The sequence below is a fragment of the Paenibacillus vandeheii genome, assembly GCF_030433635.1.
GTDB lineage: Bacteria > Bacillota > Bacilli > Paenibacillales > Paenibacillaceae > Paenibacillus > Paenibacillus vandeheii.
Genome location: NZ_JAROCD010000019.1, coordinates 21640 through 46281 on the forward strand (window position 1 = coordinate 21640; position 24642 = coordinate 46281).

The 24642-nt window shown below is 44.4% G+C and carries 18 protein-coding genes; 3 read left to right on the forward strand and 15 right to left on the reverse strand.

Going from position 1 to position 24642, the window contains the following annotated elements; all coding sequences use genetic code 11:
• Window positions 1-36 precede the first annotated feature (36 nt).
• The 8 genes from P5G61_RS28265 to P5G61_RS28300 all read right to left on the reverse strand — a co-directional run bounded on the left by P5G61_RS28265 (window position 37) and on the right by P5G61_RS28300 (window position 10822).
• The gene (locus tag P5G61_RS28265) at window positions 37-1659 is read right to left on the reverse strand and encodes a glycoside hydrolase family 13 protein (RefSeq protein WP_301249586.1); all 1623 of its coding nucleotides are present in this window, start codon (window positions 1657-1659) and stop codon (window positions 37-39) included.
• 59 nt (window positions 1660-1718) lie between these two features.
• A complete protein-coding gene (locus P5G61_RS28270) occupies window positions 1719-2612 on the reverse strand; it encodes a carbohydrate ABC transporter permease (protein WP_301249587.1) in 894 nt (297 codons plus the stop codon).
• 13 nt (window positions 2613-2625) lie between these two features.
• Entirely contained in the window at window positions 2626-3540 is a 915-nt protein-coding gene (locus P5G61_RS28275) for an ABC transporter permease (protein ID WP_079344427.1), read from the reverse strand.
• 61 nt (window positions 3541-3601) lie between these two features.
• Entirely contained in the window at window positions 3602-5338 is a 1737-nt protein-coding gene (locus P5G61_RS28280; RefSeq protein ID WP_024634328.1) for a type 2 periplasmic-binding domain-containing protein, read from the reverse strand.
• Window positions 5339-5656: 318 nt separating this feature from the next.
• On the reverse strand, window positions 5657-7330 hold the full coding sequence (locus P5G61_RS28285) for an extracellular solute-binding protein (RefSeq protein WP_301249588.1): 1674 nt from the start codon (window positions 7328-7330) through the stop codon (window positions 5657-5659).
• 50 nt (window positions 7331-7380) lie between these two features.
• Window positions 7381-8787: a response regulator transcription factor gene (locus P5G61_RS28290; protein ID WP_301249589.1), complete on the reverse strand. Its 1407-nt coding sequence runs from the start codon at window positions 8785-8787 to the stop codon at window positions 7381-7383.
• Window positions 8784-10496 carry a sensor histidine kinase gene (locus tag P5G61_RS28295; RefSeq protein WP_301249590.1) on the reverse strand — a complete coding sequence of 571 codons (1713 nt, stop codon included), beginning with the start codon at window positions 10494-10496 and terminating at the stop codon, window positions 8784-8786. The genes P5G61_RS28290 and P5G61_RS28295 overlap by 4 nt, the downstream gene beginning before the upstream one ends.
• A gap of 203 nt (window positions 10497-10699) precedes the next feature.
• Window positions 10700-10822 (reverse strand): sporulation protein YjcZ, encoded by a 123-nt coding sequence (locus tag P5G61_RS28300; RefSeq protein WP_143805268.1) that lies wholly within the window; start codon window positions 10820-10822, stop codon window positions 10700-10702.
• Between the two features lie 317 nt (window positions 10823-11139).
• Here P5G61_RS28300 and P5G61_RS28305 point away from each other — a divergent pair, with 317 nt between their 5' ends.
• Both P5G61_RS28305 and P5G61_RS28310 read left to right on the forward strand, forming a co-directional pair.
• Entirely contained in the window at window positions 11140-11379 is a 240-nt protein-coding gene (locus tag P5G61_RS28305; RefSeq protein ID WP_301249591.1) for a CcdC protein domain-containing protein, read from the forward strand.
• Window positions 11380-11605: 226 nt separating this feature from the next.
• Window positions 11606-12799 carry a multidrug effflux MFS transporter gene (locus tag P5G61_RS28310; protein WP_301249592.1) on the forward strand — a complete coding sequence of 398 codons (1194 nt, stop codon included), beginning with the start codon at window positions 11606-11608 and terminating at the stop codon, window positions 12797-12799.
• A 183-nt stretch (window positions 12800-12982) separates the two neighbouring features.
• Here P5G61_RS28310 and P5G61_RS28315 read toward each other — a convergent pair whose 3' ends face one another.
• From P5G61_RS28315 to P5G61_RS28330, 4 genes are all read right to left on the reverse strand, one after another.
• Window positions 12983-14041, reverse strand: coding sequence for a threonine aldolase family protein (locus P5G61_RS28315; RefSeq protein ID WP_301249593.1), 1059 nt, complete (start codon window positions 14039-14041; stop codon window positions 12983-12985).
• Window positions 14038-14472, reverse strand: a complete 435-nt coding sequence (locus P5G61_RS28320; RefSeq protein WP_301249594.1) for a MarR family winged helix-turn-helix transcriptional regulator — start codon at window positions 14470-14472, stop codon at window positions 14038-14040. The genes P5G61_RS28315 and P5G61_RS28320 overlap by 4 nt, the downstream gene beginning before the upstream one ends.
• A 229-nt stretch (window positions 14473-14701) precedes the next feature.
• The gene (locus P5G61_RS28325; RefSeq protein ID WP_079344420.1) at window positions 14702-16420 is read right to left on the reverse strand and encodes an ABC transporter ATP-binding protein; all 1719 of its coding nucleotides are present in this window, start codon (window positions 16418-16420) and stop codon (window positions 14702-14704) included.
• A gap of 2 nt (window positions 16421-16422) precedes the next feature.
• Window positions 16423-16791, reverse strand: a complete 369-nt coding sequence (locus P5G61_RS28330; RefSeq protein WP_301249596.1) for a hypothetical protein — start codon at window positions 16789-16791, stop codon at window positions 16423-16425.
• 203 nt (window positions 16792-16994) lie between these two features.
• Between P5G61_RS28330 and P5G61_RS28335 the strand changes: the two genes are divergently transcribed.
• Window positions 16995-19091: a serine hydrolase domain-containing protein gene (locus tag P5G61_RS28335; protein ID WP_301249598.1), complete on the forward strand. Its 2097-nt coding sequence runs from the start codon at window positions 16995-16997 to the stop codon at window positions 19089-19091.
• 91 nt (window positions 19092-19182) lie between these two features.
• Here P5G61_RS28335 and P5G61_RS28340 read toward each other — a convergent pair whose 3' ends face one another.
• From P5G61_RS28340 to P5G61_RS28350, 3 genes are all read right to left on the reverse strand, one after another.
• Entirely contained in the window at window positions 19183-20124 is a 942-nt protein-coding gene (locus tag P5G61_RS28340; protein ID WP_301249600.1) for an alpha/beta hydrolase, read from the reverse strand.
• 57 nt (window positions 20125-20181) lie between these two features.
• Window positions 20182-22302, reverse strand: a complete 2121-nt coding sequence (locus P5G61_RS28345; RefSeq protein WP_301249601.1) for a serine hydrolase domain-containing protein — start codon at window positions 22300-22302, stop codon at window positions 20182-20184.
• A 257-nt stretch (window positions 22303-22559) separates the two neighbouring features.
• Window positions 22560-24593 (reverse strand): serine hydrolase domain-containing protein, encoded by a 2034-nt coding sequence (locus P5G61_RS28350; RefSeq protein WP_301249656.1) that lies wholly within the window; start codon window positions 24591-24593, stop codon window positions 22560-22562.
• Window positions 24594-24642: the final 49 nt, after the last annotated feature.

The following is a 24642-nucleotide window of genomic DNA, read 5'->3' on the forward strand; positions in this document are numbered from 1 at the left end:
GTTGAAGGCTATACGCCTTCAACCCTTATCTTTGCGCTACCCGAGCAGATACATCCTGGCTTCATACGGACGAAGTGCGTTTTCTGAAACAACGTCCGAATAGTTACTAATTAATAATGTTTTATCCCCTGCAAATTCGCTTGGAATCTGGAATGGAACAATTTTGCCATAGAAATTGCACAGTACTAGCAGTTGTGTTCCACCGAGTATTCGGGTGTAAGCGAAGAGGTTCGTGTCTTCAGGATACAGCAGTTCATAATCCCCATAGATGATTACTTCATGCTCTTTTCGCAGCTGAATCAGTGTTTTATAGTACTGGTAAATGGAATTCGGATAATTTATAGATTCTTCCGCATTAATCTCAGTATAATTCGGATTCACCAAAATCCATGGCTTGCCTTCCGTAAAGCCTGCATTTTCGGAAGCATCCCACTGCATCGGCGTGCGTGCGTTATCACGGCCTTTGGCATAAATGGATTCCATTACGTCTTCCTTCGAATATCCATTCCCAATCCGTTCCTTATACAGATTCAGCAGCTCAATATCACGGTATTCTTCAATGTTGTAACGTACATTCGTCATGCCTAATTCTTCACCCTGGTACACATATGGCGTACCCTGCATGCCATGAAGAAGAGTGGCCAGCATTTTGGCAGACTCCACACGATATTCCCCGTCATCTCCCCAACGGGACACGATTCGTGGAAGATCATGGTTGTTCCAGAACAAGCTGTTCCAGGCTTCGCCTTTCAACTCGGTTTGCCATTTGGACAACACCTTCTTTAATTGAAGCAGATCCAGCGGCTGGAGGTCCCACTTGCCTTTCCCCGCCTGCTCATCCAGACTAATATGTTCAAATTGGAAGACCATAGATAGTTCACTGCCGTCCGGGTTGCTATAAAGTTTGGCGCTCTCGGGCGTTGCTCCCCATGTTTCTCCGACAGTTAGCAGATCAGCCTTTTGGAAGGTTTCTTTACTGAGTTCACGCATGTATTTGCGCAGATTTGGCCCATTGCCTGTAATTTTGAGGTCAGGCTCCTTGCCTATCAGATCAATGACATCCAGACGGAAACCGCCTACACCTTTATCCATCCACCATTGAATCATATCGTATATCTCCTGCCGTACCTTGGGGTTCTCCCAGTTCAGATCCGGTTGCTTAACAGAGAAAAGATGCAAATAGTACTGCCCCAGCTCGGGCACCCATTCCCAGGCCGAACCACCGAAGGTTGAACCTAAATCGTTAGGTGGTGTTCCTTCCACACCATCTCTCCACACATAATAGTCGTGGTATGGATTGTCTTTACTTTTCCGCGCTTCCTTAAACCAGGGGTGTTCATCCGAGGAGTGGTTAAGCACCAGATCCATGATGATTCGGATATCCCGCTTGCCTGCTTCCTGAATCAGCAATTCCATATCCTCAAGTGAACCAAACATCGGATCAATATCCTGGTAATCCGAAATGTCATAGCCGTTGTCATCTTGCGGAGACTTGCACACCGGTGACAGCCAGATCGCACCGATGCCCAGATCCTTCAAATAATCGAGCCGGGATAATATACCTTTCAAATCCCCGATTCCATCACCATTACTGTCCTGAAAGCTGCGTGGATAAATTTGATATACGACAATTTCTTTCCACCATTTTTTAGTTCCCATTACGCACCACCTTTCTCTTGAACCAGATTCTGCTCATCCGAATTCCGTTCTATTCACTATTATTCTTTTACCGACCCCACAACAATTCCGGTCACAAAGTATTTTTGCAGCAGCGGATAAATTAGCAGCAGCGGAATGACAGCCACTACGATTTTGGCTGCATTCAGATTTTTGTTCGAAATCTCAGTCAGATTGCTGAGCTGAGCGGAGTTTGTGCCGGCTTGAAGAAGTTCGGCAATATTTACATTAAGCGACTGAATATAGGTCATCAGCGGATAATTGCTGACTTTGGTCATATAGATCAGTCCACTGAAGAAGTCATTCCACGTGCCCACGATACTGAACAGGGATACCGTCGCCAGTGCCGGAATAGACACGGGAACATACACTTTGAACAGAACCTGCAATGCGTTCGCCCCGTCAATGAAAGCCGCTTCTTCGAGCGCTTTCGGCACTGCGGCGAAAAAGTTCATCACAAGGATGACACTGAATATTGGAACAGCACCTGGCAGAACAAGCGACCAAATTGTATTGAGCATATCCAGGTTTTTGATCAGCAGATAGCTGGGAATCATCCCACCACTGAACAGCATGGCAAAAATCATGACATTCATATAAATATTTCTGCCCTTAAATTCCCTTTTCGACTTAGATAGCGGATAAGCCATCAAAACAATAAGAATCATGTTGAGCACAAGGGATAGAACCACACGTAGAACGGAAATGCCAAAGGAGCGCCAGAACTGCGCATCATCAATAATTCTCGAATAAGCTGCTGTTGTAAAATTGACGGGTAACAGACCTACGCTGTTGGCCGAGACAGCCTCGCTGCTGCTGAATGAAATCGCAACGATATTCCATAATGGAAGGAGGCAGATCAAAGCCAGCAATATGACGATGGCGTAGATGACAAACCGGCCCATTCGGTCTTTCAGGCTTGCGGAATAAGACACAAGTTTCGCCTCCTTAGAATATTTTTCTGTCGGTGTATTTTTTGGCCAATTGGTTGGCTGACAATAGTAGAACAATACCAATCACTGACTTGAACAGTCCAACAGCTGTACCAAAACTATACTGTCTGCCAACGAGACCAATCCGGTATACATAGGTATCCAGAATATCTCCCGACTCATAGACCACCGGGTTGTACAGATTGTAGATTTGGTCGAAGCCTGCACTCAAAATATTGGTCAGACTCATGACCCCCATGAGCAGGATAATTGGCAGCATACCCGGCAACGTAATATGCCATACTTTTCTCCACCAGCTTGCTCCATCAATCCCTGACGCTTCGTACAAACCGGGATCAATCGAGGTAATGGCAGCCAAATAAACGATGGAACTGTAACCAAATTCCTTCCATACGTCTGTTCCAATAATCAGCGGCTGGAACCAGGTGTTGCTTCCTAGAAAATTAATATTATCCAATCCGAAAAAGGCCAATATCTGATTCACACTTCCATCCAGGCTGAACATGTTTACAACCACGGAGGCCAGAACGACCCAAGACAAAAAGTGAGGCAGATATACAATCGTCTGCACGGATTTTTTAACAAATTTAAAGCGAATCTCGTTTAATAAAATGGAAAAAATGATGGCCATCAGTGTGCCGAGCAGAATCTTGGCGATGGCAATCACCAACGTATTGCTAATCACTTGGCCGATGTCCGGCAGTTTGAACATATAAATAAAATGCTTGAGCCCAACAAATTCGGAGCCAAACATGCCTTTGGCTGGTACATAATCCTGAAACGCTGTGATGACACCAACCATGGGAATGTAGCTGAATACCAGCAAAAATAAAATGCCCGGCAGCATCATCATATGATACATGGCACCTGTGCCCAATCGGTTTCTTGCTTTAACATTTTCCTGTTTCATGGATGAACCCCTTTCCTGAAGAAAGGCTGCTTATCGCAGCCTGTCAGCAGTGTTAGCCTTATTATTTTTGAGTTTTGGTTTCAGCTTCAATCTCCTGAATCACCTGATCGCCGCCTTGTTTCTTCCAGTTGCTGACGAACGTTTCGAAATAATCCAGCGGTTCCGCACCCGTTATGATTTTGATGAAAGATTCCTGTTCCATTTTGGTCAGGTTAGCCCACGTCTGTTTCATGCTTGGTGTAGTTCCGGAGAAGGCTGGCGTCATCCAGTTGAATTTGCCTTCCTGCGTCAGCTTGTCGATCAACCCCACTCCGTTCATACGGGAGTGATATTTCGACCAAGCCGTTATATCGTCTGTATCCTGGTCTTTCAAGTACGTTTGGATACTGCCAATATTGTTCTTCGATTCCGTTGTCCGGACCTGATCCAAACCGATTTCACCTTTAATTCCGCGAACAACGTCGGAATAATCATCCAGCAGTGATGTTGCCGAGTTGACTTCAATGTTAAAAGGTCTGGTGGAACCGTCTACGCCGCTTTCCAAATACTTGGCTGCTTCTGGCATGGAAGTTGCCACATCTTTATCATTTGCCAATTTATCGTAGAACAGATTAATAATTTTAATCGCGAGTTCCGGGTGTTCATATCCTTTTCTTACAACGATAAACTGACCGGATGGATTGGCGTGTGCTACGTTTACTTTTCCGTCTTCATCTTCCAGCGTGTAAGCCGTGAATTTCGCGTGTTTATCCATCTGTTTGACACTGCTCAGTCCCCAGTCTGGAATGTGCCACGGTCCAAAAGCAATCCCGCTCTGGCCGTTGGTGTAAAGTGCAGTGATATCGTCAAATGTACGGGTTCCAAATTGCGGGTCAATGATGCCTCTCTTGAACCAGTCGGCCATAACGCCCAGCATCTGTTTGGTTTCCGCTGTAGTCGAACCATAAACGATGCTGCCATCCTCGCCATTCATCCAATATTGAGGAAACGCGCCTTTGGTAGAAGCAACGCCCAGCATGGTATAGGCAGATCCGTTATAGTCTGTCGTATTCAGAGTGTTCACAAAAGGGATACCTACCGGTTTCCCGGTTTGCCCAGGATCTTTTTTCAGGAACTCTTCTGCTGTTTTCTCTACATCTTCCAGCTTGATGGCACCGTCTCCGTCAGCATCGAGTTTGATTCCCAGCACATCCAGCCAATCCTGCCGAACCCAGACCATGGTTGGCGCGGAATCCAGCGAAGTCGCCGGAAGACCCATCAGACGTCCATCAATCGTGGCATTGTCCAGTGCACGGCCATCATAGGAGTCGTAAATCTGCTTGATATTATCCGTAGCATATTGTTTGTACACTTCCGTCATATCTTCAATCAAGTCATTATCAACCAGTTCTTTGAGCTCATCCTTGGAATCCACACGCATCATGTCAGGCAGTTCCCCGGAAGCGATTGCAAGAGAAACTTGACGGCTGTAATCTTCACCATTGGCCTCAAATTGGTCCTTAATTTGTGCGTTGAACGATTCTTTGACCAGACGGGTATACGCATTATTCTCGTATGTATCTCCTGCGGGCAATTTCGGGTTCGCCGTCGTAACACGTCCCATCGTTACCGTTACTTCGTCTTTATAGGCACTGAACGGGTCTCCAGGTGTCACCTCATATTGGCCTGCATCCTCAGCAGTCGGCGGATTGGAGGCCCCCCCACATGCTGCAAGGATGGAAACCATTAAGGCGGACATGGACAGCACAGCCAGTCGTTTCGTCAACTGTTTGCTTTTTATTGACCACTTATTTCTCATCAAATTCAACTCCCCTTCGTTCTGTTTTTTTCTCTATCATGTTGTTTGCGCTTTCATTATAAAACTTGGAGAAGCCTAATCGAGATAGGGATTAAACGCTTGTTTGGATAGAGAAATGTGTACAATTTTTGCTGGGTTCAACGAGCCGCATTGAGGTTGTGAGCATTTATCTTACCTATCGACTTACATTCGTCTACCCTCTCTTCATCAGGCACGTGAAATAAAAAAACCAGCAAGCTCCTTGAACAGGAGAATGCCAGCTATGGATGGGAATTCAGAATCAGTCCTGTAGAAGTTATCGAATCGTCTAATGCTTAGCTACTTCAAGTGTGCACTGTGGGAAGCCAGCACTTCAGCAGTCACTTGGTCGCCGCCCTGTTCCTTCCACTCCTCTACAAATTGATCGAATGAATCCATCGGCGCAGCACCTAAAATAATTTTCAAAAATGTATCATGTTCCAGCTTGGACAGTTTGCCCCACAACCTCTCCACTGCTGGTGTACGCTTGTAAGTAAGACTTCGTACTTTATGGATGTTCGGATCAAAGAAGTTTCTTCCGCCGACGAGAAGAGAGTAACCTCGCATAAAGTTCTCATTGTGCTGGTCCCAATACGAAATGCCAAGTTGGTCATAAGGCTTTAGCTTGGTTTGTTTTATCGTAGAAACTGTATTTTCCAGCAGTTTATATTCGGACTTGTCCTTGAAATCGGCTGGTGTTTTGGTGCCTGCCAGAATATCCTGCACAGCTTTGGATTCATATCGGGCTTCATCTGCCGGAGCAAAGAAATTGCGACTTAGCATAAAACTCGTACCATACTTGAACTCATCACGAAGGTACAGATTGTTTATTTTAATGATCGCCTCCGGATGAGCGTATCCCTTTCGAACCACAAGGAAAGAGCTTGAAGGATTATCGACCTTCACATGATAGGCTCCGTTTGCATCCAGCGGGAGCGCGTAGGCCTGCCAGTTAGCCTTTGGATCATTCAGCCAAGCGCTTGGAAGCGGCCAGTATCCTGCAAAGAAACCTTGAAAGAACATGCCCGCCTGTCCGTTAATGACGGTTTCCTCTGGCTCTTTGCGGATGCCCAGATCTGGATCAAGGAGACCTTTGGCATACATATCACGAAGCCTGACCAAGGCGTTCCTTGTCTCTGGCAGCAGCGAGCCGTACACAGGTTTTCCATCTTTTTCGAGCCAATATCCGGGGAAAGCCCCATAAGCCGAGAAGATCGGCGTTAGATCAAAAGCAAATGTGCTGTTGTTAAAATCCTGAAATAGACCCGTGCTTGAAGCAAGCCCGATCGTATCCCGTTTCCCGTTTCCATCCGGGTCCTGCTCCACAAAAGCCTTTGCGATTGCTTCCAGTTCATCCACCGTTTTTGGTGGTTTCAATCCAAGACGATCCAGCCAGTCCTGCCTGATCCAGAGCATGCTGAAATCTTCCGCCGTGACAGACGGTACAGCCATCATTTTCCCTTCAAAGGTCACTTGTTCCCGAGCCAATCCATTCGTGCTGTCGATAATTTTCTTCATCTCGGGTGAAGCGCTGCTTGCATATGCCTCGGTCAGATCTTCAATTTCTCCTGCTTTGACCATCTCATTCAACTGAACCTGATTAACGATCATTGCATCTGGCAAATCATTGCTGGCGATAGCCAAATCAATTTTCTGACCGAAATTCTCCTTGGATACCTGCCACATGACTTCAACATCCATGTTAAGGTTTTGCTTAATCACCGTTTTCCACATATTCTTCTCTAATGTCTCTCCTTCAGAGAGATCCGTTCCTGTCGGATCGACCACATATCCCAACCGGATGGAGACCGGATGTTCATATTTGCTGAATGGCTCGGTGGCGGCAGTGTCAGATATGGTTGGCGCTTGTCCCATTGACGATTCCAGAGATTCCCGATAGTACGAAATGCTAAAAAATACTATACCTGCAATCAAGCTGACGACAACAAGACACGCAGCCATCTTCTTGATCATCTCTTTCCCTTCTTTCATCCGGATTCTCAGTTGGGTATGCGGAACCTACGCTATTTGTCCCCTCTGCCCAGCTGTCGAAATTCACTAGGCAGCAAGCCTGTCAGTTCGCGAAAAATTCGGCTGAAATATTTCTCATCCGTATAACCCACCCGCTCTGCAATCCAGAAAATCGTGTTGTTTGTGTTCAATAAATACTCTTTTGACTTCTCCATTCGTATATATCGGGAATAATCGTTAAAGGTTTTTCCCATGATGTCCTTGAAGCATTGGCTGAAATAGCTTCGGCTAATGTTGAGCTGCTGGGACAGCCCTGAAGCTGTAAAAGCCTGATCCAAATCATTCTGCATAATCATCACGGCTTTTTTCACCCCATCTATCATTTCCTGAGAATACGAACTCTGTTCATCCGCCTTTCGAATACTCTCAGAGGTCTGCTTGATCCACTGTTCTACTTCGTACCAGGATTGAAAAGAATGGATCATGGAGATTCTGCCCAGCGTAGTCTGGGCAAAAAGATGGTTCCACTCCATGACCAGAGAGTACAGTAATCCCATCAGCTGACCTTTTTGCAGTCTTAATGATTTAAATTCTTCAACAAGCTGGTTGTAATAATGGTCATTATGAGTCCATGGAGACAGAAACCAACTTCGTTTAATCCGATCCATGTCCTCATCCTGTGGTTCTATTGGAAAGGAGTCTTCTTCATCTAGCGAAACGGCAACCACCGGATTTTGAGGGTCATACGCATAAAATAAGGACGTTTCTGTATAGTTCATAATCCAGTTTTGGATTTGCGACCATGTCCGTTCTTGCACATCAGACAATACCAGCAGGGCTGCTTGCGGAATTTGGTCCAAGTATCCCTTCAATCTGTCGAATAGTTGATCCTCGCCATCCAGGGGTGTCGCCCACATCCAGCTGTTCCGTTCCACTTCAAATCGAATCTCGTCTACATTGGATTCAAGTTCAATCGGCCAGCTCTGTCCGGACTTCCGGTCCAGTGAAACAAGTGCATACACTTTACGGTAATGAACGTTGGTTTCACTGAGTAACGGCAGCTTTCGTCTTGTATTAGCCATCTCACCAATTCGGGTATGTATCCGATTCAGGACGTGTTCAAATTGCTCCTTCTCAAGCTGAACCTTGGCTATATAGTCGATCGCTCCCAGCCTGAGTGCTTCCTGGATGTAATCAAAATCCTGATGTAGGGTAAGCACGACAATATGAAGTTCCGGGTAGTGCTGCCTTGCGGCTCGCATTAGCTCAATGCCTGACATTACCGGCATCGCAAGATCCGTTAACATCAGATCTACCGTGTTGGATTCCAGAAACTCCAGCGCCTTGGCCCCATTACTTGCTTCTCCAACAACCTCCATGCCGAACTCGTTCCATGGCATCGCGGAGCTTATTCCTTTTCGTACCAATTTATCGTCATCCACAATCAATACCTTAATCATGCCGAGATATCTTCTCCTTTGATAGGAAGTATAAGCAATATACTTGTCCCAGTTCCCAACTCACTCTCGATCACCAGTTGAGCTTGATCCCCGTACTGTGCTTTTAACATGCGGTGAACATAATTGAGCCCGATGCCCATGCCTACTTTTTTATGCTCAGGTGTACGATTATTCAGAAGCCTTTCAATCGCTTCCTCCGTCATACCTGCTCCATTATCCTGAATCATAATGTTCAACGTTTCTTTGCGAGTCACTTCAATCTGAATAAAACCTTCGTCACTCAGTCCATGGTAAAGTGAATTTTCAACCAACGGCTGTAGAATAAAACGAGGTACTGGTATTTGAAGCACTTGCTCATCAGCCGAAATACGCACATCAAATTCAAAGTCATATCGGATTTGCTGCAAGATCAAGTACTGTCTAAGCGCGTCAATTTCCTCTTCCATCGTGGAAACCTGACCTAATTTGCCTAAATTATAATACAACAGCTTATTCAGCGACTGCACCAGCTTGTCAATCTCCCCTTGTCCATTCATAACGGCCAGCCAGTGTACCGTATCCAGTGTATTCATCAAAAAATGAGGATTAATCTGATACAGCAGCTTTTCCACTTCAAGATCTGCACGAATTTTCTCCTTCAGCTGTACCTCTTTGAAAAGGTCACCGATTTGATGCTGCATATTGGAGAATTCGCCCAACAGAAAATCGAATTCGGGAATTTGCGTTCGGGTCTGACTACCTGCCGTTTGTGGATTTTGAGACATTCCGTTGATTTCCGAATGGAACAGACCGAGGGGTTTATAGACCATCTTCCACAGCAGCCAAGCCAGAAATACGGTAAAGCCCAGGAAAAATAAAGCGACCAGGAATATTTGAAGCAACCACTGGTTTTTCTCCTGTTGATACTTGGCCTGTGAGATCACCGACACAACACTCCAGTTCTGAGTGGAATCCTGCCTGAACCAATGGTGACCGCGAGCTATTCCGTCCGATGCCGCATCTTTGGATAAGCTGGAGAAATTCTCCCCGACTTTCATCGCTTCCGGAATCTCACTATACACAATGTTTCCCTCTCCATCGAGAATCAGATGGGATAAATCCCCTTTGTACTGATTGTAACCCAATATATCCTGCGCAAGGTGAAATCCGGATTCAACGTAAATATAAACATCGTCCCTCTGGGGCAATTTCACCTTCCGCATAGCGGATAGAACGAGCTGATCATCAAATCGGTTCATACTGACATGAGGACCATAGTAGGTAATCCCGTATGCTTTGGATAGCACAGGCAAAGATTCCGGTGAAAAGCGATCCTTTATGGGAAAGTTGCCGAACTGTGTCGTGCCATCCTCCTGAAAATAATACAACGTCAAACCGATATTCGGATTGGTAAACGTCACGACATTTAATTCGCTCTTTAATTCATCCCGCGTTTCAATCAATTCAAATATATTGGAGGACGGTTTCAACACCTCATCCAGCTTCTTGCCTAATGTACCACTGTAGGACAATTGCTGAGTAACATGATTCAGGTTGGTGATCGAATTCTCCAGTGAGGAAGTTACCTGCTGTAAATTGCTCCGAATGCCATCATCGATTTTGTTCGCAAAAATGGAATCAATGGTGTAGTAGGAAATTGCAAATATACTAATGAAGGGGATAAACGCACTGAGAAAAAACAGCAAAAAGATTCTTTTTTTGAGTGTCATTCCAACCTATTCTCCTTAACTTCATCCATTCTATGTTGAATGCATAACTCCATAATTATAGATTGATAATTCAATAAGTCAAACGCTTTCAAATTGTATTTTGTATGAACACAAGTCCTGATTAAGCCTTCGAAGGTCATACAATCATGACAAAAAGACCCTGCCGGCGTGATGCCAGCAGGGTTGTTCAGAAGATGAAAGAATTAAACCAGGAACGCTTTAGAGATGATGACCAACAAGATGAACAGAACAAGGATTGCGCCGGTGGATGTGAAGCCACCGTATCCACCCAGACCTCCAACATTTCCATATCCTACTTCGCTCATGTAATCTCCTCCTCTTTTGTGTTATGTCATAAGGTATTCAACTCTTTGTGTATTGACAAGGCTATTTACGTCATCTTCAAAAAAAGGGCTAGATCCGCCCCTTGTCACATGCTTGAGCATGAAGACTACGAAATGATGCGACCGTTTGAGATTTTATAGTGCTCCAGCACTGCAACAAAAAGTCAACATATCCAAAAAAACACGCTGTTTGGCGAAAAAATGACAATAGTCTCCTTAACGAATTACTTTGTACACTTAACTGAATTTCAAATATCCTCGATACTTAGGTTACACAAAAAACAGACGAGGTGTTTCCTATGAATCCATTATCTTTAACCATCTCTTTATTAATTGTCGTACTTATTTTGTGGGGCGTTATCCAAGGCAGCAAGAAGCCATTGCACGAATCAGGTCGGAAACTATTGATTCCGATTCTTTATATCTCTACATCTTTGTTTGAGTTGTTCGATCCTACGTTGGTGCTTACATCTGGCAGAATGATCAGTGCCATGGCTATTGGTGCGATTCTGTCAAGAGGTTGGGACAAAACTGCTTAACCGTATCACTAGCCTGAGCTGGTTGACTAGCCCTATCAAGCATGTTAACCTAGGCCGAGTATTAACCATGATTGTCAAACCCTCCTACACTTATAACGATGAAAGGTAATTCAACCCATGATGATATATAGTCGCCTCGCCATCATGATGCCCCCCTTTCCCTAGCTAGGCTCATATTCTTGTTGTCATAAAACAGAGTATAGGCTTGTAGGAGGGCTAATATATAATGAAGAAATATGCAGTACCATCTTTGCTTTTAATGATTGTTCTTGTAGCATTTCCACAAATCAGTGAGACCATCTACACTCCATCGCTGCCAGATATCGCAGCAGCACTTGGTGTAACAAATAGTTCCGTACAATTCACGTTAAGCATCTATTTTATAGGATTTGCCTTGGGTGTTTTTTGCTGGGGCTGGCTGTCCGACTTGATCGGTCGCAGACCTGCAATGCTGGCGGGTCTCATCATATATGGGATTGGAAGCTTGATGTGCTTTTATTCGGAATCGATTCAATGGCTCCTCGTCAGCCGTTTCGTTCAGGCTTTCGGTGCCGCAACTGGATCGATTATCACACAAACCATGCTTCGAGAAAGTGTATCTGGAGATCGAAGACATGTTATGTTTGCCCAAATATCTGCTGTCATCGCCTTTACGCCGGCAGTTGGACCGCTTATTGGCGGTTGGATTGATCAGGCCCTTGGCTTCAGATGGGTATTCTTTGCGTTAGTATTGATGAGCGTTTTGTTGTTTATATATGCTTTTCTTAAACTGCCAGAGACAACGAACGTCTCTTTACGATCCAAGGTGGCTATACTTCCGGTTGTAAAAAAGATGCTCGCTATGCCGCGTGTACTGGTGTTTGGGGTATTGATTGGTGGTATTAACGGAGTTTTATTCAGTTATTATGCCGAAGCTCCCTTCATCTTTATTGAACACTTTGATCTGTCGCCAGGCGTTTATGGTTTTCTGGGCATTATTGTGGCCTTGGCATCGGTTGTCGGGGCAATGATCTCCAAAAGATTATTAACCGTTTACGCACCGGAAAAGATTATTCGTTTGGGTTGTCTGATCATGACCAGCGGGGCTCTGCTCCTAACCCTTGGAAGCAGTATGTCTATGCTGCCCACCCTTTTGCAGATCATCTGCATGTTAACGGCTATGTTTGTTCTGTTGATTGGTGCAGGTATTGCTTTGCCTAATTGTCTAAGTCTTGCCCTTGTTCATTTTCATGATGTAATTGGCACAGCGGGTGCCATATTCAGTTTGGGCTACTACTTGCTGGTAAGCCTTACGACCTGGGGAATGGGTGCTCTCCACAACGGTTCATTGCTGATAATGCCTTTATATTTCCTGGTCATTAGCGGCGTAATGTGGTGGCTTGGCAAAAGATTTATTGTAGAAGATAATCCATTAGAATAATTCATTAGGATCATAAATAATACGAAGAAATGTCATGGGGCACATTTCAAAACATAGAAGCAGTCCAGTACTTTTATCGTATCTGGGCTGCTTTTTTGTCAAACAAAAGAAGTCGCCATCAGCATGGCGACTTCTTCATTGGCGGTTTACTCCGCCAAGGTACTTTCCTTTAGATATTAATGATTACACACAAGCTTTTAATTTGTTTAGGCTCTGGGAAATATCACGAATCAATGAATCCACATTTTCCCGCTGAGTTGCCCAACTGGTGCAAAAACGAACGACGCTGTGTGTATCGTCCACCTTTTCCCAGAATGTGAACGAGTAACGGTTCCGTAAGTCCTGAAGCAGGTAATCTGGCAGAATCGGAAATTGCTGATTGGTTGGTGAATCATATAGAAAAGCGATACCTTGCTCCACGAGCGAATCATGAATGAGCATAGCCATGTCCACAGCATGCTGGGATATTTCAAGATAAAGACCATCTTCAAACAGCGTTTCAAACTGAATACCCAGCAATCTGCCTTTGGCGAGCAGGCCACCTTTTTGTTTGATCATATAACGAAAATCTGGCTTCAGCTTGTCATTGAGAATGACTACAGCTTCCCCCATCAATGCTCCGATCTTGGTTCCACCAATATAGAATACATCACATAAGCGGGCGAGATCAGCGAGAGTCATATCACAATTTCGGGAAGCAAGAGCATACCCTAGGCGCGCCCCATCAATAAAGAACGGGAGACCACACTGGCGGCTTACGTCAAATAATGCTTGCAGCTCTGCCTTGCTGTACATCGTACCATTCTCGGTAGGCTGAGATATGTAAACCATTCCGGGCTGGACACAATGTTCCGGAGATCCATCATTGACATGGGCATCATAGACCGCTTTGACCTGATCCGGGGTAATTTTCCCGTCATCGCTTGGCACCGTGATCACTTTGTGACCTGTGGCTTCAATCGCTCCCGTCTCATGGACCGCAATGTGGCCCGAAGTCGCTGCAATCACACCTTGGTATGGACGTAAAGTAGAGGCAATCACCGTTGTATTCGTCTGTGTACCACCAACCAAAAAATGCACATCCGCCTGTTCATTTTCACAAGCCTGTCGAATAAGACTTCTCGCCCGATCGCAATGGGGATCTGTACCGTAACCGCTCGTTTGTTCCATGTTCGTTGAAATCAGTCTTTGCAAAATACGCTCATGCGCGCCTTCGTTATAATCACATTCAAATCGTATCATCGTCTTGTCTCTCCTGCTCTCTTGTTCAACTTATCCTGAATATTCATCATTGAAGCGTACACTTCTCTGATCTCTTCCTCATCCAAACCATGCATTAACTTTACAATCTGCTGATCCGAACGCACATTCAATTCACTGTAAAGCTCCTGGCCTTTCTCAGTCAGACGAATCAAACTCACCCGGCTGTCAACGGCTGAATCCACTTTCATCAGCAGCCCTTCTTTGGTCAGTTTGCTCACAATTCGGCTCATGTAGCTGCGATCAATCGTCAGCGTATCCACCAGATTGTTCGCAATGCTCTCCCCTTGAATGCCAATCTCAATAATGACCCTTGCTTCGGCAAAAGAGTATCCCGTTCCCAGGATATGCTTATCAAGTACACCGAGTATATTGGTATAAAAACGGTTAAAACGCCGCATTTCCGTCAACATATCTGCATTTATTTGCTGAGAGTCGATGTGAAACCCTCCTTTTTAGTGGACATTGTCAACATTATAATAATCAGTTTAGTGGACGTTGTCAACAATATAAATCGTAATGAGCGAGTTAATGCACTTGAATGAGAAGCTTAGCAAAATACGTCTTTGCAACACACGGATCAACTAGCTAAATGCTCATAATAAAAAACCGCGCAATATGCGCGGTTTTGGCGTTACAACATTATGAATGGCTGTATTGCACCTGATGAAGCCGGCTGTATATGCCTCCGGCAGCAACCAGTTCCTCATGGTTACCCTGCTCTGCAATGCCATCGGCGTTCACAACGATTATCCGATCTGCATTCTTGATCGTAGTCAGTCGGTGTGCAATAACAAGCGTTGTTCTACCCACAGATAGTTCTGCCAAGGACTTCTGGATCAGCGCTTCGGTCTCGGTATCCAGAGCGGACGTCGCTTCGTCCAAGATGAGAATCGGTGGATTTTTCAGGAACATCCGAGCAATAGACAAGCGCTGTTTCTGACCTCCGGAAAGTTTGACACCACGTTCACCAATGATCGTATCGATTCCTTCTGGCAAACTAAGAAGCAGCTCTTCCAAGGAAGCACGACGGGCCGCATCCCAGATCTGCTCGTCCGTTGCCGTTAAATCGCCATAAGCGATATTTTCTTTAATTGTGCCTGAGAAGAGAAAAACATCCTGTTGAACAATACCGATATGTCTGCGCAATGATTCCAGCTGCACCTCGCGAATATCTATCCCGTCAACGGTGATCCGGCCTTCTTCTACTTCATAGAATCGTGGAAGCAGACTGCAGATCGTCGTTTTGCCTGCACCGGAAGGACCAACAAAAGCAACGGTTTCCCCTGGATTGATGGACAGACTGATATTATTCAGAATACGTCGATTCTCCTCATAACCGAACGAGACATTTTCGAAGCGAATATCCCCACGCACGCTTTTTAGTTCAACGGCATTTTTCGCATCCGCGATTTCCGGCTCGGTATCAATGATTTCCAGATAACGCTTGAATCCGGCGATGCCCTTCGGGTAACTCTCGATTACAGCATTTATTTTCTCAATCGGACGGAAGAAGATGTTGGATAACAGCAGGAACGCCATGAAATCACCCATATCAATTCTGCCATCGATAAAAAACCAGGCACCGCTGATCATAACGAACACGGTAACAAGACGCATCATCATGTAGCTGACCGATATACTCTTCGCCATCGTTTTATAAGCAAGCAGCTTTGTTTTACGGAAGTTCTCATTGTCTACGGAAAAAAGTTTCTTCTCATGCTCTTCGTTAGCAAACGATTGAACGACACGAATTCCGCCTACGTTGTCTTCAATACGGGAATTAAAATTCCCCACATCACCGAAGAGACGCCGATAGGTCTTCGTCATGCGCCCACCAAACACGATAATTACCCAAGCCATGATCGGGATAATGATAAAGGTGATTAGTGCAAGCTCCAAGTTAATGTTCGCCATGAGCCAGAAAGATCCGATTAATGTCATCACTGCGATGAACACATCCTCCGGCCCATGGTGAGCCACCTCGCCAATATCGTTAAGGTCATTGGTCAGATGACCGATCAGATGACCTGTCTTGCGATTATCGAAGAATCGGAAGGAAAGCTTCTGCAAATGAGCGAACATCTTCGAACGCATGTTGGTCTCGATATTGATGCCAAGCATATGTCCCCAGTAGGTCACGACATAATTCAGGACGGTATTCAGCGCGTAGATCGATAACAGTACAACACAAGCGAGAATAATGAGCGGCCAATCTTGGCCTGGCAGCAGATCATTAATGAACTTGCTTACAGCAAGTGGAAATGCCAGTTCCAGTAAACCTGCGATGACTGCACAACCAAAATCAATTAGAAACAGTTTTTTGTAAGGACGATAATACGAGAAAAAACGACGAACCATTCTTATTCACTCTCCAGATCCTGATTAGGGCTATCTTCTTCATTTTGCAATTCAAATAGTTGGATGTACTCATCAATAACCTGATCTATGGCTTTCAGCTCACCACTAATCATTTGGTGAATATTCCGGAACTCCTCCTGACCAAGCTGTCTGGCCAACGTAGCTCTGCGATTCTGCATTTGTTCCAAAAAGACTAGAATTCTCCCACGACGAAACGTTTGTGCCCCATTCCCCCGTTTTCCGTGATGCTCTCCATGCCCTCTTCCACGTCTGGAACGTTCACCCTGTTGCTCATCTTCCCCGCGACCACGTCTGGAACGCTCTCCATGACGCTCCGTTTTCTCATTTTCATTGGTATGTCTTTCTCTCATTTGTGAAGCACCTCCATTTTTTCAATTGTATACATATGTATACAATCTCCTCATGTATACGATTGTATACGTGCAAAATCATTCTGTCAACCCGTATTTTTCCAGTTCATTCCGGGTCAATTCATATTCAGTTCACCATCCTAGAGTACACTAACTAACGTACCACCACAGAGATTCCCAATTCACAGATAAGACAGGAGAAGATGAGATTGACACTGAAAAAACGAACTTCATTCGCCGCCGTAAGCCTGGTATTAACGATGTTGGTGCCAATGTCTGCTTTCGCCGCACCGGCAACCATGAGCAGCAGTAATCTTACGTATGAGACAACGAAAAAAGCAGTGATGGAGAAAGCCAAGATTCTTACCGAAACTTACGGTACAACAAGTGTGCAGTACGCACTCATGGACGAGGGAAAGATCGTGATCTCCGGACAAGCAGGCAAAAACGACCCGGAGGACCATATCCCCCTTTCTTCTAATACGATGTATGGCATCGGTTCAACCAGTAAAGTAATACTTACAGCCGCAGTGATGAAGCTGGTTGACGAAGGCAAGATTAATCTGGATCTGCCGGTTGTACACTATATCCCGGAGTTCAAAATGAAGGACAAACGTTACACCCAAATCACACCACGCATGCTGCTGAACCATTCATCCGGGATTCTTGGAACCTCAAGCAGTAGTGCAATACTGTATGGAGACAATGACACCTATGCACATGATACGTTATTGGAGCAATTGGCAGAGCAAAATCTGAAGGCTGATCCAGGAGCCTATTCGGTATATAGTAATGATGGCTTTACCTTAGCTGAAATTTTGGTCGAGAAGGTCAGCGGCATGAGCTTTAGCCATTTCATCCAACAGAATTTCACCGAACCCTTGGGCATGAGCCACACCAAAACGCCGCAGGATCTGGTTGACCCTGACCAAATGGCAGTAACTTATTCGCAGCTGCATAAGGAACAACTTCCATTAGAGAATACAAACATGATTGGCTCTGGAGGTATTTACTCTACCGCTGAAGACTTGGTCACATTTTCACAAATCTTTACGGGAGAGGTCAAAGGCATTCTTTCTAGCGAGTCGGCAAAAGCCATGACGCAAGAAGAATACAAAAGTGGCATGTGGCCAGAGGACAGCGACTCCTCTATTTCGTACGGGTTAGGGTGGGATAGTGTGAACTTGTTCCCATTTAGCGAATACGGCATCAAGGCAGTTACCAAAGGCGGGAATACAATTGCGTATCATTCCTCATTAATTGTTCTTCCGGAATACAACATGGCAGCCGCTGTTACCTCCTCAGGAGGTTCAAGCACAACTAATCAATTGATTGCGAGCGAATTGTTGCTCAGCGCACTTAAGGAAAAAGATATTATTAAAGAACGGAAAGCGGAAAAATCGTTTGGCGTACCTGTAAAAGCATCCATGCCGAAGAAACTAACGCAGTATGCAGGCATTTATGGCGGCGGCAGCTCGTTGCTGAAAGTGGAAGTGAATGATGAAGGGCAATTAACAACGTCCCTGCTATTGTCGCCGAACAGTACGGAACAAAAGTATACGTATACTGCAGATGGTTCTTTTGTTAACGAACAAGGAACAGAAAAGTTGAAATTTGCCCAAGAGAATAACGGGAATACATACCTGTGGTCTCGCTCGTATCAGTCTGTGCCTGGGCTTGGACAGATCGCCTCCTCGGAGTATAAGGCAGAAAAGCTTGAACCCAATACATTACCCGAAGAAGTAACATCCGCTTGGAAGCAGCGCGAAGGCAACATTTATTATCTGGTGAATGAGAAATACACCTCAACGGTATATGACAGTGCAACGCCGATCATCCCCATTCATCTGTTTAATGAGGTACCTGGTTATGTGTATACCAATAAAATTATTGATGCAAACCTGGCCGTGAACCAACTGCAAATTCCAGGCTTGGCTGGACGGGATACGATGGAGTATGAGTTCTTCAAGAAAAACGGCGTGGAATACGTGGCAGCAGGAGGAAAGGTCTACGTCAGTCAAGAACTTGTGAGACCACTCTATTCGGGAAAACAATCGAAGACAACGATTCAAACGAATGGTTATGCGACATGGTATTCGGTACCCGCGACAGCCGCAGGTAAAGTGATGACGGTGAAGATGCCTTCGAAAGGTGCTTTCACTGTATATGACCAGGCGGGTATCAGTACGAATCATACCGTGGTCAGTGGTGAGAATGAAGTTGCATTACCTGTGAATGGTACGATTGTATTTGCCGGTGAAGCTGGTTCAAGGTTCGAAATTTCGTTAACAGATAAATAATAATGAATATGTAAAATACGCCCGTTCCCCGGTGTGCTTCTGGGGGACGGGCGTTTCGTTCTTTCTGAATTAATTCTGAAAGGTACCAAGTTTATTTTACTTCATTCATAAACTTCCTGAAGTTTTCGGCTATTTCTTTGGATCGGGTATGGTGTAAGTAATGCCCTCCTTCAAATGTCATCACTTTACCATGTACAGAATTTTTGACTTGCTCTTCATGCAAAGGTATCCATCCTTCCGTTTCGGTATCATTCGCTTGTAAAAAGAAAATGACAGGCAGATCTTTGGGGAAGGTCAAGTTTTCAGCAGCTTTGAAATTGGGACCGAAATTTTCGCCTTCACTTAAGTTGTTTGGATTAAACGTATTTTTGAGTGAAAGCATTCTAATTTGTTCTCTGGTTTCATCATCAACGGCTGATGCAACCAATTGGTCTGGGGCCAGTTTCATTAACAATCGGTAGAACCCTGATTTCTTGAGAAATTTGTACACATCTGTTGGGAATGGATCATCTGTTCCGCCCTGTGTTGGAACACTGCTATCAATCCCAACAAAAGCATTTACTTCGTTTGGATATTTGTTCACATAATCCAGTCCGTAAATCCCCGAAATGGAATGACCCATCAGCGTGTAATGAGTGACATTAAGCTGCTGTAAAGCTTCATGAATTTCACTGACCATGTTGTCAATCGTTCGTTCTTTTTCGCTTACATCACTTAATCCATAACCAAAAGGCTCAATCACGACGACTTTGTAAAATGGCGACAGCTCATTGATTAGCGGTTTAAAATCAAGGGCAGGTGCTGCTGTTCCGTATCCGGGAAGTAATACGACCGTTTCTTCGCCTTTTCCTTGAATCAACACGTTCATGTTTTTCCCGTCAACCGCTACGAACTGACCATAGGAATTAATTTTCCCTTGCTCCGACTTATTACTAATTGAATTGACGATAAAAACAGTAGCAATAAATAATGCAAAAGCGATAACTATGGCTCCGAATATTTTGAGCAAAATGATTAATATTTTTTTCATCATGATGGTTCTCTCCTGTTGAGTTTGTTTGTCATACAGACGTTTGGAAATCCATTCATTTTACTTTTTTAATGAAATTTCAAATTGGGAGCCAGCCTCACCTGCAAACACAATACGGCCGTTTTCTGGTAACACAACTTCATTCTTACCGCTGACCACGGTGTGATTAATACAAATACCCGTCTGGTCATATACGGCAAAGCCGGCATTTGCAGTCATCTTCACTGTCATGACTTTTCCTTTCACATTCGCTGGTATCGAAAACCATTTGGCATATCCATCGGCTTGAATGGTTGTTGCGGATTGTTTACCCGAATAGATGGGTTTCAACATTTCCTCACTGGCGTATACATAACCTGAAAATGTAAGATACTCTCCTCCGTTCTTTTTAGAGAAATGAACGTCCATCGTATCACGTCCGGCAGTACCAGGAATCTGCAATCGATTGGCTGCTTCGTTTGCTCCAATAATCTTATTATTGGACATATACCCTGGATTCTCTTTATTCAACTGAATAGGCAGGATCGATGTAGCATTAAGATAGAGCATTGATGTGTATTTCTCATTCACCAGATAATATTTTTTACCATCGCGCTTTGCCCATGCAGCGTTAATCTCCTTGGGTAATGTATTGGCTTTAAGCTTCTCCGCATTATATTCTGAGAAAGCCAGCTGTCCGAGTCCTGGAACGGATATATAAGAACGAGACCACAGGTAAGTATTCCCGTTTTTCTCCGTAACAAATTTCAATTTTTCTGAACCATCTTCGTTAACAAAAGTACCATCTGCTGTATAGGTGTATTCTTGAGCCGGATTATTCGGAGCTGTTAGTGTGGATACACTCATTTGTCCTGCCTTATTTATGTTGATCCTCATAACCGAATTATTGCCGCCATACATTCCTGCATACTTGGATATTCCTTTAGGCATACTTGCCTTCAAAGGTACACCAAAGGATTTTTCTGGTTTCCGTTCTTTAATAATGCCCTTTTCTTCAAGTGCGCTTAGCAATAAATCACTCGCAATGAATTGATTGGTTATGCTTGCTCCACCTGAAGAGATAACGGCTGCAGCCATGTTGTATTCCGGAAGTACCACTAATGAGGACTGATAAGATAACGTATCTCCACCTTTCATAACAGCCTTAATGCCGTATTCGTTGAATGGGAACAAGTTCACACTATCCCACCCCAACCCGTAAGACATAAGCGTATCGCTATCCTCTGGCCACATGCCTCTTTTGTACTCTTCTTGCGCCATGGCTTCTACAGACTTACTGGATAGAATGCCTTCGACCTGTCCTGTGAGGATTTGTGAAAATTTCACAAGATCTGCAGCAGTGGAATAAAGACCTCCAGTAGCGATGATATTATAATTCTCTTTTGGAAGTTGTCCCTTGTAAAAAGGAGAATAGATTCCCGCCATTTCTGCCGGATTAACCACATCCTGTGGTGTTTTGGTGTGTTTCATATCCAAAGGTTCCGTAAAATTTTGGTGTATAAAAGCGGTATAACCGATGCCGCTAACTCTTTCGACCAGAATCTCGGCTAACGTAAAGCCGTCGTTGCTGTAGACGGAGTATGCGCCGGGATCTGCCTTCAGGTTTTGACTCGCCAATTGGTCGAGAAACGTATCATGTGAATACGTGTCATTATCTCCGTATAATGTGGCATTGCTGGTTGAGGTGCCCAGAAGAGCGGAGGAATGATTCAGCAACATACGGGGTGTAATCTGTTTGTGTCGGTTATCTTTCATTGTAAAATCAGGCATATAGTTCACTACAGGCACATCCAAATCGATCTTGCCTTCGTCAACCAGCTTCATTACAGCGGCTGTAAGCATCATTTTACTGGTTGAACCAATGCCATAGATCGTGTTCGTAGTAAGAGGTACCTTGTCGTTTAGATCGTTCTTCCCCGTTTGACCGGACACGACAATCTCTCCACCATCGATGAGCGCATATTGCAGACTAGTCGTACCGTAAGTCTCGGTCAGTAATTTAGCTTTCTCTATCACAGCTTTCTTTGTTGCCTCGTACGTAAGATTGCTGTTCTTCATCGCAGCTGGTGTGGCCATTGCCGATAATGGAGCTAACATGGTTAACACTAGAGTTAAAGCTGCAATTGAAGTTCGTTTTTTGACTGTTCTCTTAACCACTTTCATGTTCTCTTGTTGTATCATTTGCATCTTCTCCTGTCAGTATCTCTTTATTAAACTGTCTTAGCCTTGGTACTAAAATAAGCTTAACCAATATACATGTACTGTTCGTGACGTCTATATGAACCGAGTATGAACAGGCAAAATAATTCGAGTACATATAATGATTTACGATCCTTGATCTTTTTTCTCCATAAAAATATCCCCTTCAAGTATCACTCGAACCCTCCTGATTTTATGAGGGTTTTTCAGTGTCTACTTAAAGGGGACAATGACTTAGTCTATTTCAATGAAATTTCAAATGTGGAACCGACTTCACCTGCAAATACAATACGGCCGTTTTCTGGTAAGATGACCTCATTTTCACCGCTGACGACGGTGTAATTGATGCATGCTCCCTTTTGATCATATACTGCAAAAGCACCGTTCAAAGGCATCTTCACTTCCATCACTTTACCTGCAGCTGCTGCCGGGACCGAATACCATGTCGCATAACCATCGGCTTGAATGGTTGTTGCAGATTGTTTACCCAAATAAAGTGGTTTTACAGTTTCCTCGCTTGCATATATTTTACCTACTGCTGTAAGATACTCCACTCCGTTCTTCTTAGAAAAATTGAATTCCAATGAATCACGACCGGCCATCCCAGGAATCTGCAGTTCATTCACCACTTCATTTTCTCCCACAACCTTGTTATTCAGCACATACCCCGGAGCTTCTTTAAAGGTCTGCATCGAAATGGCTGGTGTAGCATTGAAGTAAGACGTTGATGTATATTTCTCATTCACCAAGTAATATGTTTTGCCTTCCCGGTTTTCCCATGTGGCGGCAATATCCTGGGATAACTCATTGGCTTCAAGCTTCTCTGCCTTATATTCTGAGAAAGCTAACTGTCCGAGCCCTGGCACGGATATATAGGATCGGGACCACATGTATGTGTTCCCATTCTTCTCTACCACGAATTTCAACTTTTCTGTTCCTTCATCGTTTACAAAAGAACCATCCGCCGTATAGGTGTACTCATCAGCAGGGCTATTGGGAGCTGTCAGGGTGGATATAGACAATTGTCCAGCCTTATTTATATCTACGTTCATCACTGAATTATTTCCACCATAAACACCAGCATACTGGGATATCTCCTTTGGCATGTCTGCCTTTACTGGAACACCAAACGATTTTTCCGGTTTCCGTTCTTTAATAACATCTTTTTCCTCAAGTGCGCTGAGTAATAGCTCACTCGCAATGAATTGATCGGTTGCACTTCCACCACCAGAAGAAATAACAGCCGCAGCCATATTGTATTCCGGAAGAACAATTAATGAAGAATGATACGACATGGTATCTCCACCTTTGGTAACCGCCTTAATGCCGTATTCGCTAAAGGGGAACAAGTTCACACTGTCCCACCCTAACCCGTACGAAATAGACGTATCGCTATCCTCTGACCACATGCCTCTTTTATACTCTTCTTGTTCCATGGCTTCTACCGATTTACTGGAAAGAATGCCGTCGCCCTCTCCCGTGAAGATTTGCGAAAATTTGGCGAGATCTTCAGCCGTGGAGTAAATGCCTCCAGTGGCAATGACATTATAATTTTCCTGTGGTAATTGTCCCTCATATTGAGGGGAATAGATTGCAGCCATTTTCGTTGGATCCATCTGGTCCTGTGGTGTTTTGGTATGGTTCATGTCCAGAGGCTCTGTAAAATATTTGTGTATGAATGCAGTAAAGCCCATACCACTGACCTTCTCAACTAAAATCTCCGCTAAAGTAAAACCATCGTTACAGTATACGGAGTATTCTCCTGGATCGGCCTTAAGAGTCTGTAACGCCAACTGATCCAAAAAAGTGTCATGAGAGTAAGTATCATTATCCCCATACAATGTTGCATTGTGGTTTGACATCCCTCGAAGACCGGAGGAATGATTCAACAACATACGGGGGGTAATCTGTTTGTATCGGTTATCTTTCATTTTAAAATCAGAGATATAGTTCACAACGGGCACATCCAAATCGATTTTCCCATCATCAACCAGCTTCATTACAGCCGCTGTAAGTACCATTTTGCTGGTTGATCCGATGCCATAGATCGTATTTGAAGTAAGAGGGACCTTGTCGTTTACATCGTTCTTGCCTGTTTGACCGGACACCACAATCTCTCCACCATCGATGAGCGCATATTGCAGACTCGTTGTACCGTACGTCTCGGTGAGTAATTTGGCTTTTTCAAATACGGCTTTCTTCGTTGTCTCATACGTAAGATTGCTGCTGCTCATGGCAGACGGTGCAGCCATGACTGACATTGGAGCTAACATCGTTAACACCAGAGTTAAGGCGGCGATTGACGTTCGTTTCCCCTTTTGT